This is a genomic window from Microbacterium sp. CFBP 8801 (genome assembly GCF_014839455.1).
In the GTDB taxonomy this organism is placed as follows: Bacteria; Actinomycetota; Actinomycetes; order Actinomycetales; family Microbacteriaceae; genus Microbacterium.
Genome location: NZ_JACYNU010000003.1, coordinates 169,376 through 184,450 on the forward strand (window position 1 = coordinate 169,376; position 15,075 = coordinate 184,450).

Below are 15,075 nucleotides of genomic sequence, written 5' to 3' on the forward strand. Positions count from 1 at the left end.
CAGATTGGTCCTCCATGGTCTCCACCGGAACCGTCCCCACCGCCCCGCCCGGCGCCGGCGTCAAGCCCGCCGTGCGCCCCGGCGCCGTCATCGCGCTGCTCGTCGTCGCCGCCTTCGTCGTCATCCTGAACGAGACGATCATGGGCGTCGCCCTTCCCGAGCTCATGCGCGAGCTCGACATCACCGCCGCCTCCGCGCAGTGGCTGACCACGGCCTTCCTGCTGACGATGGCCGTCGTCATCCCCACGACCGGGTTCCTCATCCAGCGCTTCCCGCTTCGCACCCTGTTCTTCACCGCGATGGGGCTGTTCACCCTCGGCACCGTGATCGCCGCGATCGCCCCCGGGTTCGGCGTGCTGCTGCTGGGCCGCGTCGTCCAGGCGTCGGGGACCGCGATCATGATCCCGCTGCTGTTCACCACCGTTCTGAACGTCGTTCCCGCCCACCGTCGCGGACGCATGATGGGGCTCATCTCGATCGTGATCTCGGTGGCCCCGGCCGTCGGTCCCACCGTCTCGGGTCTGATCCTGTCGGTCTTCCCGTGGCGGGCGATGTTCATCGTCATGATCCCGATCGCGCTGGTCGCGATCGCCCTGGGCGCCCGGTGGGTGCAGAACCTCACCGACACGCGCCGCGTGACCCTCGACGTGCTCTCGGTCGTGCTGTCGGCCCTGGCTTTCGGCGGCATCATCTTCGGCCTGTCGAGCATCGGCGAAGCGGCGAGCGGTCACGAGATCGTCCCCGTCTGGATGCCGTTGGTCCTGGGCGCCGTCGCGCTCGTGGCGTTCATCGTGCGTCAGCTGCGCCTCGGCGCGACCGACCGCGTGCTGCTGAACCTCGGCGTCTTCCGGCACTCGACCTTCAGCGTCGCCGTGGTGCTGGTGGTCGTGGCGATGACGACGCTGTTCGGCGTGCTCATCCTGCTGCCGCTGTACCTGCAGAACGTGCTGGGCCTCGGGACCCTGCCCACCGGCCTCATGCTGCTGCCGGGCGGTCTGCTGATGGGGCTCATGGCCCCGCTCGTCGGCAACCTGTTCGACCGGTTCGGCGCGCGCCCGCTCGTGCTGCCGGGCGCGATCGTGGCCAGCGTCGCGCTCTGGGGCTTCGCGACCCTGTCGACCTCGACCCCCGTCGGCTTCGTCATCGCCGTGCACTGCCTGCTGAGCCTGGGTCTGGCGTTCATGTTCACGCCGCTCATGACCGCGGCGCTCGGATCGCTCCCGCGCCGGCTCTACCCGCACGGCTCCGCGATCGTGTCGACCGTGCAGCAGCTCGCGGGCGCGGCGGGCACCGCGGTGTTCGTCACGCTCATGACCGTGGGCGCGGCGTCGGCCGTGGCCGACCGGGGCGCATCGGCCGTGGATGCCACGGCATCCGGCATCCACACCGCGTTCTTCGTCGCGGCGTGCCTGTCGCTGGCGGTCATCGTGCTGGCGGCGTTCGTGCGGACGCCGGCCCAGGTCGACGACGCCGAGGCGATGCCGGCGCACTGACGTCTCCACGCCGCTCCCGCGCGGGCCGTCCGACGGTGCGCGCGGGAGCGGCGTTTCGTCGTGCTCGGGCGGCGCGCCGACGCCCCCGTTACGGCACCCCCGTCGACGCCCGCGCCACCAGCTCGGGCGCGAACACCGTCTGCCGCGTCGGGCGGTCGGGGTCGTCGGCCTCGTCGAGCAGGATGCGCATCGCGGTGCCGCCGATGAGGGCACTGGGCTGACGGACCGAGGTGAGGGGCACCGCCGCGGCGGCGGCGAACGGGATGTCGTCGAACCCCACCACGGCGATCTCGTCGGGGACGAGCATGCGGCCGTCGACGACGAGTCCCTGCAGGAGTCCCAGGGCGAGCAGGTCGTTCGCGGCGAACACCGCGTCGGGGCGGTCCGGTCTGTCGCGGGCGAGCAGGCGTCGACCGGCGGCGACGCCCTCGTCGACGGTGAGCGCGTGCGTGGGGACCACCTCGAGACTCGCGCGATGCACGCTGTTCTCGACGGCGCTGCGGGCGCCGGCCAGGCGGTCGGTCACCTGCCGGATGTCGAAGGATCCGCCGACGAACGCGAGGTGGCGGCGCCCGGTCGCGAGCAGGTGCTCGGCCGCGAGTCGGCCCCCGGCGACGCTGTCGACCGAGACCGACGAGAAGCGCGCGTCACCCGAGAACCGGTCGATGAGCACCGAGGGGATGCCGCGCGAGCGCAGCCGGGTGAGTCGGGCGGTGACGTCGCCGAACGGGGCGATGAGCAACCCCCGCACCATCTGCTGTTCGAAGAGGTCGATGTACAGCGTCTCGCGCGCGGCGTCTTCGTCGCTGTTGCCGTGCAGGAGCGCCAGGCCGCGCGCGGTCGCCTCGTTCTCGGCGCCGCCGACGACGTCGGCGAAGAAGGGATTGCGCCCGTCGAGGGCGACGAAGCCGACGGTGGTGCTGACGCCCGCGCGCAGTTGCCGGGCGGCGTCGTTGCGCACGTACCCGAGCTCTTCGATGGCGTGGTTCACCCGCTGGATCGAGGCGGCCGAGACGGCGTCGGGTCTGTTGAGCACGTTCGAGACGGTGCCCACCGAGACGCCCGCGAGGGTGGCGACGTCGCGGATGCTGATCGACACGGCGCCTCCTCACGTCACGATCCGGTCTCGGCGCGATCCCGACTTGACCGCGTCGTCGGGCTCACCCTACAGTGACTGGCATCCAATCTGAAACGATTCAGATTGTGCCGGGCAACCGGCTCCACCCTCGATGAGGAGGCCGCATGGCTGACGCGATGGACGCGACACCCGCCACGCCCCACCACGCCCTCGAGCTCCGGCGCGTGATGAAATCGTTCGGCCCCGTGGTTGCTCTGCGGTCGGGGAGCCTCACGCTCGACCGCGGATCGATCCACGCCCTGATCGGTGAGAACGGCGCGGGCAAGTCCACGCTCGTGAAGATCATCGCGGGGCTGTACCGCCGCGACGACGGCGACTTCCTGCTCGACGGCGAGAGCGTCGACTTCGCCAGCACGGCGCAATCCAAGGCCGCCGGCATCGCCGTGATCTACCAGGAGCCCACGCTCTTCCCCGACCTGTCGGTCACCGAGAACATCTTCATGGGACGCCAGCCCACCGGGCGTCTGGGGCGCATCGACCGGGGGAAGATGCGCGACGAGGCGACCCGCATCTTCGCGCGTCTCGGTGTCTCGCTCGATCCCGACCGGGTGACCGAGGGGCTCTCGATCGCCGACCAGCAGATCATCGAGATCGCCAAGGCCATCTCGCTCGACGCCCGCGTGCTGATCATGGACGAGCCCACCGCCGCCCTCAGCGGCGTCGAGGTCGAGCGACTGTTCGCGGTCGCCCGCAGCCTCCGCGACGAGGGGCGCGCGCTGCTGTTCATCTCGCACCGCTTCGACGAGGTGTTCGCCCTGTGCGACACCGTCACCGTCATGCGCGACGGCGCGTACGTGCACACGACGTCGTTGGCCGACACCACGGTCGACGACCTCGTGCGCCAGATGGTGGGACGCGACGTCACCGAGCTGTTCCCCAAGCTGCCGTCCACCCCGGGCGAGGTCGTGCTCGAGGTCGAGGGGCTGACGCGCCGCGGAGTGTTCCGCGACGTGTCGTTCTCGCTGCGCGCCGGTGAGATCGTCGGTCTCGCGGGACTCGTCGGTGCGGGCCGCAGCGAGGTCGCCCGCGCGATCTTCGGCGTCGACACCTACGAATCGGGCACCGTGCGGCTGAGCGGTGCAGCGCTGCCGAAGGGAAGCGTCCGCCTCGCCACCGCGCGAGGCCTCGCCCTCGTCCCCGAGGATCGCCGCAAGCAGGGCCTCGTGCTCGACGAGGGGGTCTCGCGCAACATCACCCTCGCGATCCGGACGAAGCTCTCGCGGTGGGGTCTGCTGCGCACCACCGACGAGAACCGTGCCGCCCGCGAGTGGGCGAGCCGGCTCGAGGTGAAGACCGCCGCTCTGGATGCCACCGCGGGAACGCTCAGCGGAGGCAACCAGCAGAAGGTCGTCATCGGCAAGTGGCTCGCCACCCAGCCGCGCGTGCTCATCGTCGACGAGCCGACCCGCGGCATCGACGTGGGCACCAAGTCGGAGGTGCACAGGTTGCTCTCCGAACTCGCCCAGCAGGGGCTCGCGATCCTCATGATCTCCAGCGAGCTGCCCGAGGTCCTCGGAATGGCCGACCGCGTGCTCGTCATGCGCGAGGGGCGGCTGACGGGCGAGTTCTCGCGAGCGGATGCCACCCCCGAAACCATCATGTTCGCCGCGACCGCCGATGTGGAGGCCACCTCGTGAGCACCGCCACCCCCATCCGTCCGGGCACGAGCCCCGCGGCACGACTCGTCTCGCACGTCGCCACGGCGCGCGAGAGCGGCATCGTGCTCGCGCTCGTGCTGATCGTCGTCGTCGCGACGGTGAACAACCCCACCTTCCTCTTCTCTCCCGACGGCTTCCGCGACCTGCTGCTGACCCCCTCGCTGCTGCTGCTCGTGGCGGTCGGCCAGGCGATCGTCATCATCACGCGCAACGTCGACCTCTCGGTCGGCTCCGTCGTGGGTATCACCGCGTACCTCACCGGCCGGCTCTTCATCGACGTGCCGGGACTCCCGCTCGTGGTGGTGTTCCTCGCGGGCATCGTGGTCGGCGGCATCCTCGGATTCGTCAACGGGGCGCTGGTCGCCTACGCCAAGGTCCCCGCCCTGGTCATCACGCTCGGCACGATGTACATCTACCGCGGCCTCAACGTCGCCTGGGCGGGAAGCAACCGCGTCAACGCCGGCGACCTGCCCGCGGACTTCCGGGGACTCGGGACCGGGCAGATCCTCGGCATCCCGCTGCTGACGATCCTCGCCGTGATCGTGCTGATCGCCGCCGCCTGGTACCTGCGCAACCTGCGCAGCGGTCGCGAGCTCTACGCCCTCGGGTCCGACCCGGCGGCCGCCCACCTCTACGGACTCAAGGTCAACCGTCGCATCATCGGCGCCTTCGTCACCAGCGGTGCCCTGGCGGGCCTCGCGGGTGTGCTGTACGCCGCGCGCTACGGCACCGTCGCCTCGAACGCCGGCTTCGGCTGGGAACTGCAGGCCATCGGCGCGGCCGTGATCGGCGGCGTCGCCATCTCGGGCGGCGTGGGAACGGTCTGGGGCGCCGCGATCGGCGCCTATCTGCTGCTCACGATCAACCGTGCGCTGCCGATCCTCGGCATCGACGATTTCTGGCAGCGGGCCGTCGTGGGTGCGCTCATCCTCGGCGCCATCGTGCTCGACCGTGTGCTCGCGGTCCGCCAGTCCCGCACGCTCACCGCACAGAGGGAGACGGGTCGATGACCTCCACCACCGTCGACGACCGCGCGCGCACCTACCGCGCGCACGCCCGCCCGTTCTGGCGTCGGGCCCTACTCACCCGCGAGGCCGCCATCATCGGCATCCTGCTGCTGGTCATCGTCGTGTCGATCGCGACCGTGCGCAACTTCGACAGCCCACTGACGGTCACGTATCTGCTGCGTGACATCGCCCCGATCCTGCTCATCGCCCTGCCGATGACGCTCATCATCATCACCGAAGAGATCGACCTGTCGGTCGCGAGCATCGTCGGACTCTCGAGCGTCACAGTGGGGGTGCTCACCCAGGCCGGTTGGCCGTTCGAGATCGCCGCCCTCGCCGCGATCGTGGTGGGCCTCGTCGCCGGGGCGATCAACGGCTTCCTCGTCACCGTCGTGGGGCTCCCCTCGCTCGCGGTGACGATCGGAACCCTGGCCCTGTTCCGCGGCATCGCGGTGGGGCTCTTGGGCACCGAGGCCGTCACCGAGTTCCCCGAGACGTGGACCGACCTCGCCAAGGCCAACATCCCGGGCACGCCGCTGCCGCTGATCATGGTGCCCTTCGCGGTGCTCGCCATCGTGTTCGCGGTGCTGCTGCACCTCACCCCGTTCGGCCGCTCGCTGTACGCGATCGGCCTGAACAAGGAAGCGGCGCAGTTCTCGGGCATCGACGTCGCCCGCACCAAGTTCCTGCTGTTCGTGCTGAGCGGCGCGGTGTCGGGCTTCGCGGGGGTGTACTTCACCCTGCTTTACAGCAACGCCCGCGGCGAGAACGCCATGGGAATGGAGCTGCAGATCATCGCGGCGGTGCTGCTGGGCGGCGTGTCGATCTTCGGCGGTCGCGGAGCCCTGCACGGCGTGATCGCGGGCGTGCTGCTCATCGGCACCCTGGGCAGCGCCCTGCGCCTGGCCGGAGTCACCAGCGACATCATCAACGTCATCACCGGAGCCCTCCTCGTGCTCTCGGTGGTGTCCGCCAGTTTTCTCGCCTGGCTGCAATCTCGACGCGCAACCGCGCTCGGCAAGAGGAAGGGGTCGCGCTCGACCGCTCCGGCGTCGACCGTCTGACCCGCACACCACCCGCGCCACACATCTGCACAACGGAAGGAAACAACGATGTTCGCATTCACTCGCAAGACCCGCGTCGGCACCGCTGCCGCCGCCCTCGCCCTGGCGGTCACCCTCGTCGCCACCGGCTGCTCCGGCGGCAGCGGCGGAGGATCCACCGGCGGAGGGGATGGCGGAAACCTGGCCATCACCTTCTTGCCGAAGAACCTCGGCAACCCGTACTTCGAGACCTCGAACAAGGGCGGCGAAGAAGCCATCGGCGAGTTCGGCGGCACCTTCGAACAGGTCGGCCCCAGCGAGGCGACCCCGACCTCGCAGGTGCAGTACATCCAGACCGCGGCCCAGCAGGGCGTGGGGGGCCTGGTCATCTCGGCCAACGACCCCTCGGCGATCTGCGACGCGCTCGACGAGGCCCGCAGCGCCGGCGTGAAGGTCGTCACCTTCGACTCCGACACCGACGCCGAGTGCCGCGACCTCTTCATCAACCAGGCCACGGCCGAGGGCATCGCCAAGGTGCAGGTCGACCTGATCGCCGAGCAGATCGGTGACTCCGGTCAGGTGGCCGTGCTGTCGGCGGCCGCGAACGCCACGAACCAGAACGCCTGGATCGAGCTGATGAAGACCGACCTCGCCGCCAACCACCCGAACATCGAGCTCGTCGACGTCGTCTACGGCGACGACGACGACCAGACCTCGTTCGACCGCACCGCAGCGCTGCTCCAGACCTACCCGAACCTCAAGGGCATCGTCTCGCCGACCACCGTGGGCATCGCCGCGGCCGGCCGGTACCTGTCGACCTCGGAGTACAAGGGCAAGGTCGCGCTCACCGGCCTCGGCACGCCCAACCAGCTGCGCGAGTACGTGCAGGACGGCACCATCACCGCGTTCGCGCTGTGGAACCCCGCCGACCTCGGCTACCTCTCGGCGTTCGCGACGAAGGCGCTGATCGACGGGCAGATCACCGGCGCCGAGGGCGACACGTTCGAAGCCGGCAAGCTCGGCGAGTTCACCGTCGGCGCTGACGCGACGGTGCTGTTGGGCGACCCGTACGTGTTCGATTCGGCGAACATCGCGGACTTCGACTTCTGATCCGAAGCCCCGCCCCTGGCCCCGGCCGCCCTCGTGGCGGTCGGGGCCTCGGTCGTTCGCGGCGTGGCGCGCGCGGCCACGGGGAAGGAGCGCGGCGCGCGTCGCACCGGGGATCGGCGGGCACGAGCCCGCCCCTGGCCCTCAGCGGCCCACGAATCCCATGTGCTGTGCGTTGTAGCGGTCGCCGTGCACGCCGATGCGACGGGCCAGGCCGTCGAGGTCGGCCCTGTCGTCCGCCGAGAGGGCGATCTCGCTCGAGCGGGCGTTCTCGTGGATCCGCGCGGTGCGGCGCGTTCCGGGGATTGGCGCGATGTGCGCCCCCTGGGCGAGCAGCCACGCGAGGGCGATCTGCCCGGGCGTGCAGTCCTTTCGCGCGGCGAGCTCGCGCACGTGCGCGACGAGCGCCTGGTTCGCGGCGAGGTTGTCGGCCTCGAAGCGGGGGACACGCGTACGGATGTCGCCGTCGCTGAACGTCGTCGAGGTGTCGACGGTGCCCGTGAGGAAGCCCTTGCCCAGCGGGCTGAAGGGCACGAACCCGATGCCGAGCTCGGCGAGGGTGGGGAGGATCTCGGCCTCGGGGTCTCGCGTCCACAGCGAGTACTCGCTCTGCAGCGCCGTCACCGGGAACGTCTCGTGGGCGGCGCGGACGGTGGCCGCCGAGGCTTCGGACAAGCCGAAATGGCGGACCTTGCCGGCGGCGACGAGTTCGCCGACCGTTCCCGCGACGTCTTCGATCGGGACGTCGGGGTCGACGCGGTGCTGGTAGAAGAGGTCGATCACGTCGGTGCGCAGGCGGGTGAGCGAGGCGTCCGCCACCCGTCGGATCTGCTCGGGGCGGCTGTCGAGCCCGGCCATCGCCCCCTCGCGGATGTCCCACCCGAACTTGGTGGCGATGACGACCTGATCGCGGATCGGCTCCAGTGCCTCGCCGACCAGCTCTTCGTTGTCGTAGGGGCCGTAGACCTCCGCCGTGTCGAAGAAGGTGACGCCCGCATCGAGAGCCGACCGGAGCACCGCGATCATCTCGTCGCGGTCGCCGGGGTTCGGGCCGTACGACTGCGACATCCCCATGCAGCCGAGCCCGACCGCCGATACCTCGAGGCCCTGCCCCAGAGTCCGTGTGTGCATGCTGTCACTCCTCCCGCGCCGCCGCGGCGGCATCGTGTGCGAGTCCACCCCGGGACTCGGCGTCGGTCGTCGACGGACAGGCGGCGCGCCGCCGCATCCGCTCGGAACTGCCCGATTCCGGCTCGGCGACGCGGACCCCGCGCCCGTCGGCCCTGTCGTCCATGCGGTCGACGCTACGCCCGAACCCGACGGGCAGGGACGCCCCGTCAGTACACCCCTCGGCGGCGATTCCCTCGCCCGCGGTACCGCGAAGGGGCGGGCGCGCGTGGAGGCACCGAGGGCCCGGCGGCCGAAAAGGCCGCGGCATCCGGCGACTAACCGCTCGACGCCCGCACGATCAGCTCGGGACGGAACCTCACCTGGCGCTCGGCGGGGTCGAGCTCGCCGTCGAGCTGACGCAGCAGCAGGTCGACGGCCGTGGAACCCAGGGCCTCGGCGGGCTGACGCACCGAGGTCAGCGGCACGACGGTGGCGGCGGCGAAGTCGATGTCGTCGTAGCCGACGAGAGCGATGTCGTCGGGCACGCGGATGTCGCCGAGCATCGTGAGGGCCTGCAGCACGCCGACGGCGAGCAGGTCGTTGGCGGCGAAGACGGCGTCAGGGCGGTCGGCGCGCTCGCGCATGCGCTCACCCGCGGCGCGGCCGGCGAGCACGGTCATGGCATCGGCCTCGATCACCTCGAGCTCGGCGCCGTCGACCTCGGCGACCGCGCGGCGGGCTCCGGCGAGGCGATCGGCGACCTGGCGCGTGGTCAGGGGACCGGCGACGAAGGCGATCCGGCGGCGTCCCCGTGCGAGCAGATGCGCGACGGCCAGGTGGCCGCCCTCGACGTCGTCGACCGAGACGGCGCAGACGTCGGAGCCGTGCATCTGCTCGTCGACGAGCACGACGGGGATGCCGGCGGCCGCCAGGCGTTCGACGACGTCGCCGTCGGCGTCGGCGGGGGTGAGCAGCACCCCGGCCACCCGTTGCTCTCGGAACTGGTCGAGGTAGAGACGCTCGTAGTCGGGGTCGGCGCCGCTGGAGCCGAGCAGCACGACGTAGCCGTCGTCGGCGGCGCGGGCTTCGGCGCCGCGGGCGACGGCGGCGAAGAAGGGGTTGCCGGCGTCGAGCACGATGAGCGCGATGCTGCGGCTGCGACCGGCGCGCAGCTGGCGGGCGGCGTCGTTGCGCACGTACCCGAGGGCGTCGATGGCCGCGCGCACGCGCTCGGCGGCGGCGGCCGACACCGTGGCCCGACCGTTGAGGACGTTCGACACGGTGCCCACCGAGACCCCCGCGCGCGCCGCGACGTCCGTGATCTTGACCGCCATGATCCGACGACGATATCGCACGCGCACACCCGCTGTGCTATCGTGCGATGAAACGATTCATTCTCGAGGAAGAGAACCCGCCCCATGTCCGCACAGACCACGCGCGTCTGCTTCGAACTCCGCGTCCGGCCCGAGCTGATCGACGAGTACGTCGCACGGCACACGCCCGTGCCGACCGAGATGCTCGACGAGATCGCCGCGGCCGGGCGACGCAACTACTCGCTGTTCCTCGGCGAGCACGGGCGGCTCATCGGCTACTACGAGACCGACGACGACGCGGCCGCCCAGGCGTACCTGGCCGCCTCGCCGATCGCGGCCGCGTGGGAGGCCGAGATGGCCCCGTTCTTCCTCGGCCTCGAGGGTCGTCCCGACCAGGCCGCCACCGCCCTCACCGAGGTCTTCCACCTCGCCGACCAGCTCGCATACGCGGGAAGGAACCCGTCATGACCACTCTCGGCCCCGAGATCCTCTCCGCCCTCGAACAGCAGGCGATCGAGCTGCCCTCCTGGGCGTTCGGCAACTCCGGCACCCGCTTCCGCGTGTTCCCGACGCCGGGCACCCCGCGCGACGCGTTCGAGAAGATCGCCGATGCCGCCGAGGTCCACCGCCTCACCGCCCTCGCGCCGAGCGTGGCCCTGCACATCCCGTGGGACCTGGTCGACGACTTCGGGGCGCTGCGCCGCCACGCCGACGACCTGGGCGTGCGCCTCGGCACGATCAACTCGAACACCTTCCAGGACGAGGACTACAAGTTCGGTGCCCTCACGCACCACGACGACGTCATCCGCCGAAAGGCCATCGACCACCACCTCGCGTGCATCGACGTGATGGATGCCACGGGCTCGCGCGATCTGAAGATCTGGCTCGCCGAGGGCTCCAACTACCCCGGGCAGAACGACATGCGCGGTCGCCAGGACCGCCTGCAGGACTCGCTGCAGCAGATCTACGCCCGCCTCGGCGACGACCAGCGCCTGGTGCTGGAGTACAAGTTCTTCGAGCCGTCGTTCTACCACACCGACGTCCCCGACTGGGGAACGTCGTACGCGCAGGTGGCGTCGCTCGGCGACAAGGCGATGGTCTGCCTCGACACCGGGCATCACGCGCCCGGCACCAACATCGAGTTCATCGTCATGCAGCTGCTGCGCCTCGGAAAGCTCGGCTCGTTCGACTTCAACTCGCGCTTCTACGCCGACGACGACCTCATCGTCGGATCGGCCGACCCGTTCCAGCTGTTCCGCATCCTCACCGAGGTCGTCCGCGGCGGGGGCCTGAACAACCCCGACGTGGCGTTCATGCTCGATCAGTGCCACAACATCGAGGACAAGATCCCCGGCCAGATCCGCTCGGTACTCAACGTGCAGGAGATGACGGCGCGCGCCCTGCTCGTCGACCGTGACGCTCTGGCCGCCGCGCAGCAGGCGAACGACGTGCTCGGCGCCAACGCCGTGCTCATGGACGCGTTCTACACCGACGTGCGCCCGGCGCTCGCCGAGTGGCGGGAATCGCGCGGCCTCCCCGCCGACCCCATGGCGGCCTTCGCCGCCTCGGGCCACCTCGCCCGCCTCGCCGACGAGCGCGCGGGCGGAACCCAGGCCGGCTGGGGCGCCTGACCCCGCCCCGCGGGGGCGACGCCCACGTCGCCCCGGCGCTTCTTCTCGCGCGGCCCCTCGTGCCGCCGCCCACCCCTTCGAATCCCGTGAGGACCGTCATGACCCGCTCCACCGCCGCCGACCTCGTCGCCCGCAGCAACCGCCTCGGCTCCGACCCGAAGGTCACCAACTACGCCGGCGGCAACACCTCCGCCAAGGGCACCGACATCGACCCCGTCACGGGTGAGCCGGTGGAGCTGCTGTGGGTCAAGGGCTCGGGGGGCGACCTCGGCACCCTGACCGAGAAGGGGCTGGCCGTGCTGCGGCTCGACCGCATGCGTGCGCTCGTCGAGGTGTACCCCGGCGTCGAGCGCGAAGACGAGATGGTCGCCGCCTTCGACTACTGCCTGCACGGCAAGGGCGGGGCCGCGCCCTCGATCGACACCGCCATGCACGGACTCGTGGATGCCGCGCACGTCGACCACCTGCACCCCGACGCCGGCATCGCGATCGCCACCGCCGCCGACGGCGAGGAACTGACCACGCGGATCTTCGGCGACGCGGTCGTGTGGGTGCCGTGGCGTCGCCCGGGCTTCCAGCTCGGACTCGACATCGCGGCCATCAAGGCGAAGAACCCGCAGGCGATCGGCACGATCCTCGGCGGGCACGGCATCACGGCCTGGGGCGACACGTCGGAGGAGGCCGAGCGCAACAGCCTCTGGATCATCGACACCGCCCAGGCCTACATCGACCAGCACGGGGTCGCCGAGCCGTTCGGCGGCGTGCGCGACGGCTTCTCGGCGCTCCCCGAGGCCGAACGACGCGCGAAGGCGGCAGCCCTGGCTCCGACCATCCGCGGTCTGGCCTCGACCGACAAGCCGATGGTCGGCCACTTCACCGATGCCGACGTCGTGCTCGAGTTCCTGGCATCCGAGAAGGCTCCCGCCCTGGCCGCGCTCGGCACGAGCTGCCCCGACCACTTCCTGCGCACCAAGGTCAAGCCGCTGATCCTCGACGTGCCCGCCGGTGCCTCCGTCGAGGACTCGATCGCGCGTCTGCGCGAGCTGCACGCCGCCTATCGCGCCGACTACCAGGCGTACTACGACGCCCACGCCGACGCCGACAGCCCCGCGATCCGCGGCGCCGACCCGCTCATCGTGCTCGTGCCGGGCGTGGGCATGTTCTCGTACGGCGCGAACAAGCAGACCGCGCGGGTGGCGGGCGAGTTCTACGTCAACGCCATCAACGTCATGCGCGGGGCCGAGGCCCTCTCGACGTACGCGCCGATCTCGGATGCCGAGAAGTTCCGCATCGAGTACTGGGCGCTGGAAGAGGCCAAGCTGCTGCGCGCACCGAAGCCCAAGACCCACCAGGGTCGCGTCGCGTTCGTCACGGGTGCGGCATCCGGGATCGGCAAGGCCATCGCGACCCGTCTGGCGGCCGAGGGCGCGTGCGTCGTCGTCGCCGACCTCGACCTCGAGAAGGCGCGAGCGGTCGCCGCGGAGCTCGGATCGAGCGACGTCGCCATCGGCGTGGCGGCGAACGTGGCGGATGCCGAGGGCGTGCAGGCCGCGATCGACGCCACCGTGCTGGCCTTCGGCGGTGTCGACCTCGTCGTCAACAACGCCGGGCTGTCGCTGTCGAAGCCGCTGCTGGAGACCACCGAGAAGGACTGGGATCTGCAGCACGACGTCATGGCGAAGGGCTCGTTCCTCGTGTCGAAGGCGGCGGCGAGAGCCCTGATCGCTCAGGGGATGGGCGGCGACGTCATCTACATCTCGTCGAAGAACTCCGTGTTCGCCGGCCCCAACAACATCGCCTACTCGGCCACGAAGGCCGACCAGGCGCACCAGGTGCGCCTGCTCGCGGTCGAGCTCGGCGAGTACGGCGTGCGCGTCAACGGCATCAACCCCGACGGCGTCGTGCGCGGCTCCGGCATCTTCGCCGCGGGCTGGGGCGCCAACCGCGCCGCGACCTACGGCGTCGACGAGAAGGACCTCGGGCAGTTCTACGCCAACCGCACGATCCTCAAGCGCGAGGTCGTCCCCGAGAACGTCGCCGACGCGGTGTACGTGCTCACCGGTCCCGAGCTCACGCGCACGACCGGACTGCACGTTCCGGTCGACTCCGGCGTCGCCGCGGCGTTCCTGCGATGAGCCGTACCCGCGCGGTCGCGGCCGTCGACCTCGGCGCCACCAGCGGCCGCGTGATGATCGGCCGCGTCGGCGAGGGCACTCTCGCACTCGAGCAGGTCGCCCGCTTCGCCAACGGTCCGGTGCCGCGCGCCGACGGCTGGCACTGGGACATCGACGCGCTCTGGGAGCACGTGCGCGCGGGGCTCGCCGAGGCGCTGCGCCGTGAACCCGCGATCGAGAGCATCGGCATCGATTCGTGGGCGGTCGACTACGGGCTGCTCCGCGACGGCGAACTGCTCGCCGAGCCGTTTCACTACCGCGACGAGCGCACGGCGCGCGGCGTCGACCTCGTGCACGCCACGGTGCCGTTCGACGAGCTGTACCGCCGCGCCGGCCTGCAGTTCCTGCCGTTCAACACCGTGTACCAGTACGCCGCCGACGCGCGTCTCGCCGAGGCCGAGACGAGCCTGCTCGTCCCCGACCTGCTCGCCCATCGGCTGACCGGGCGCGCCGTCGCCGAGCGCACGAACGCCTCGACCACGGGACTGCTCGACGTGCACACGGGGGAGTGGGACACCGCGCTCGCCGAGGCTCTCGGCATCCCGGTGCGCGTGCTGCCGCCGCTCGTCGATCCGGGCGACACGATCGGCACGACCTCCGACGACCTGGGCGCGCGGCCCGTGATCGCCGTCGGGTCGCACGACACGGCCTCGGCCATCGTGGCGGTGCCGCTGTCGAGCCCGAACGCGGCCTACATCTCGTGCGGCACGTGGGGCCTGGTGGGCCTGGAGCTCGACGCCCCGATCGTGACGGATGCCGCCCGCGCGGCGAACTTCACCAACGAGGGCGGGGTCGACGGGCGCGTGCGGTTCCTGCACAACGTCACCGGACTCTGGCTGCTGAGCGAGACGGTGCGCGCGTGGTCGGAGGCCGACGGTGCCCCCGTCGATCTGCCGTCGCTGCTGGAGGCCGCGGCGGCGGCCCCGGAGCCCCCGCACCTGTTCGACGCGAACGACCCGTCGTTGGCCGCCCCCGGCGATATGCCGACGCGCATCGCGGCCCTGCTCGGCGGCGAGGTCCCGGGCATCGAGGGGCGACCGGCCTTCGCGCGGGCGATCGTCGAGAGCATCGCCGAGGCCTTCGCGGCGGCCCTGCGCACCGCGGGAGAGCTCGCCGATCGGCGCATCGATGTCGTGCACCTGGTCGGGGGCGGGGCCATGAACGCCCTGCTCTGCCAGGCCACGGCCGACCGCTCGGGACGCGTCGTGCTGGCGGGGCCGGTCGAGGCGACCGCCCTCGGCAACGTGCTCGTGCAGGCCCGAGCGCTCGGTGTCTTCGGCCGCCGCGCCTCGCTCGAAGACCTGCGTGCGCGGGTGGCCGAGGCGTTCCCGCCGCGGCGTTTCGATCCGCGTTCCTGACCCCCCTCCCGGCGACGTCCGGTTGGCCCTAGTATGTGGTCAG

General features: G+C 71.2%; 13 protein-coding genes. 9 read left to right on the forward strand and 4 right to left on the reverse strand.

What is annotated here, in order from left to right; all coding sequences use genetic code 11:
- The first annotated feature begins 14 nt into the window (after positions 1–14).
- Positions 15–1,493, forward strand: coding sequence for an MDR family MFS transporter (locus IFR11_RS05505; RefSeq protein ID WP_191915492.1), 1,479 nt, complete (start codon positions 15–17; stop codon positions 1,491–1,493).
- An 88-nt stretch (positions 1,494–1,581) separates the two neighbouring features.
- Here IFR11_RS05505 and IFR11_RS05510 read toward each other — a convergent pair whose 3' ends face one another.
- Positions 1,582–2,592, reverse strand: coding sequence for a substrate-binding domain-containing protein (locus tag IFR11_RS05510; protein WP_191915493.1), 1,011 nt, complete (start codon positions 2,590–2,592; stop codon positions 1,582–1,584).
- Positions 2,593–2,735: 143 nt separating this feature from the next.
- On the opposite strand from IFR11_RS05510, the gene IFR11_RS05515 reads away from it, so the two are divergent.
- From IFR11_RS05515 to rhaS, 4 genes are read left to right on the forward strand one after another with little or no spacing between them, the layout of a single operon-like run.
- Positions 2,736–4,268 (forward strand): sugar ABC transporter ATP-binding protein, encoded by a 1,533-nt coding sequence (locus IFR11_RS05515; protein ID WP_191915494.1) that lies wholly within the window; start codon positions 2,736–2,738, stop codon positions 4,266–4,268.
- Positions 4,265–5,299 (forward strand): ABC transporter permease, encoded by a 1,035-nt coding sequence (locus tag IFR11_RS05520; RefSeq protein ID WP_070409161.1) that lies wholly within the window; start codon positions 4,265–4,267, stop codon positions 5,297–5,299. The genes IFR11_RS05515 and IFR11_RS05520 overlap by 4 nt, the downstream gene beginning before the upstream one ends.
- On the forward strand, positions 5,296–6,360 hold the full coding sequence (locus IFR11_RS05525; protein ID WP_070409162.1) for an ABC transporter permease: 1,065 nt from the start codon (positions 5,296–5,298) through the stop codon (positions 6,358–6,360). Before IFR11_RS05520 ends, IFR11_RS05525 begins: the two co-directional genes overlap by 4 nt.
- A 48-nt stretch (positions 6,361–6,408) precedes the next feature.
- Positions 6,409–7,449, forward strand: a complete 1,041-nt coding sequence (gene rhaS, locus IFR11_RS05530) for a rhamnose ABC transporter substrate-binding protein (RefSeq protein WP_055832862.1) — start codon at positions 6,409–6,411, stop codon at positions 7,447–7,449.
- A 141-nt stretch (positions 7,450–7,590) separates the two neighbouring features.
- On the opposite strand, the gene IFR11_RS05535 is transcribed toward rhaS, so the two are convergent.
- From IFR11_RS05535 to IFR11_RS05545, 3 genes are all read right to left on the reverse strand, one after another.
- Positions 7,591–8,577 (reverse strand): aldo/keto reductase, encoded by a 987-nt coding sequence (locus IFR11_RS05535; protein WP_191915495.1) that lies wholly within the window; start codon positions 8,575–8,577, stop codon positions 7,591–7,593.
- A gap of 4 nt (positions 8,578–8,581) precedes the next feature.
- The gene (locus IFR11_RS05540; protein WP_191915496.1) at positions 8,582–8,740 is read right to left on the reverse strand and encodes a hypothetical protein; all 159 of its coding nucleotides are present in this window, start codon (positions 8,738–8,740) and stop codon (positions 8,582–8,584) included.
- Positions 8,741–8,891: 151 nt separating this feature from the next.
- Entirely contained in the window at positions 8,892–9,890 is a 999-nt protein-coding gene (locus IFR11_RS05545; protein WP_191915497.1) for a LacI family DNA-binding transcriptional regulator, read from the reverse strand.
- A gap of 84 nt (positions 9,891–9,974) precedes the next feature.
- Between IFR11_RS05545 and IFR11_RS05550 the strand changes: the two genes are divergently transcribed.
- The 4 genes from IFR11_RS05550 (at position 9,975) to IFR11_RS05565 (ending at position 15,032) form a co-directional block, all read left to right on the forward strand.
- Positions 9,975–10,337, forward strand: coding sequence for an L-rhamnose mutarotase (locus tag IFR11_RS05550; RefSeq protein ID WP_055832865.1), 363 nt, complete (start codon positions 9,975–9,977; stop codon positions 10,335–10,337).
- Complete coding sequence (rhaI, locus tag IFR11_RS05555) at positions 10,334–11,500, forward strand: L-rhamnose isomerase (RefSeq protein WP_191915498.1); 1,167 nt, start codon at positions 10,334–10,336, stop codon at positions 11,498–11,500. Before IFR11_RS05550 ends, rhaI begins: the two co-directional genes overlap by 4 nt.
- Before the next feature lie 98 nt (positions 11,501–11,598).
- Entirely contained in the window at positions 11,599–13,635 is a 2,037-nt protein-coding gene (locus IFR11_RS05560; RefSeq protein ID WP_191915499.1) for a bifunctional aldolase/short-chain dehydrogenase, read from the forward strand.
- Positions 13,632–15,032 carry a rhamnulokinase gene (locus IFR11_RS05565; RefSeq protein WP_191915500.1) on the forward strand — a complete coding sequence of 467 codons (1,401 nt, stop codon included), beginning with the start codon at positions 13,632–13,634 and terminating at the stop codon, positions 15,030–15,032. Before IFR11_RS05560 ends, IFR11_RS05565 begins: the two co-directional genes overlap by 4 nt.
- Positions 15,033–15,075: the final 43 nt, after the last annotated feature.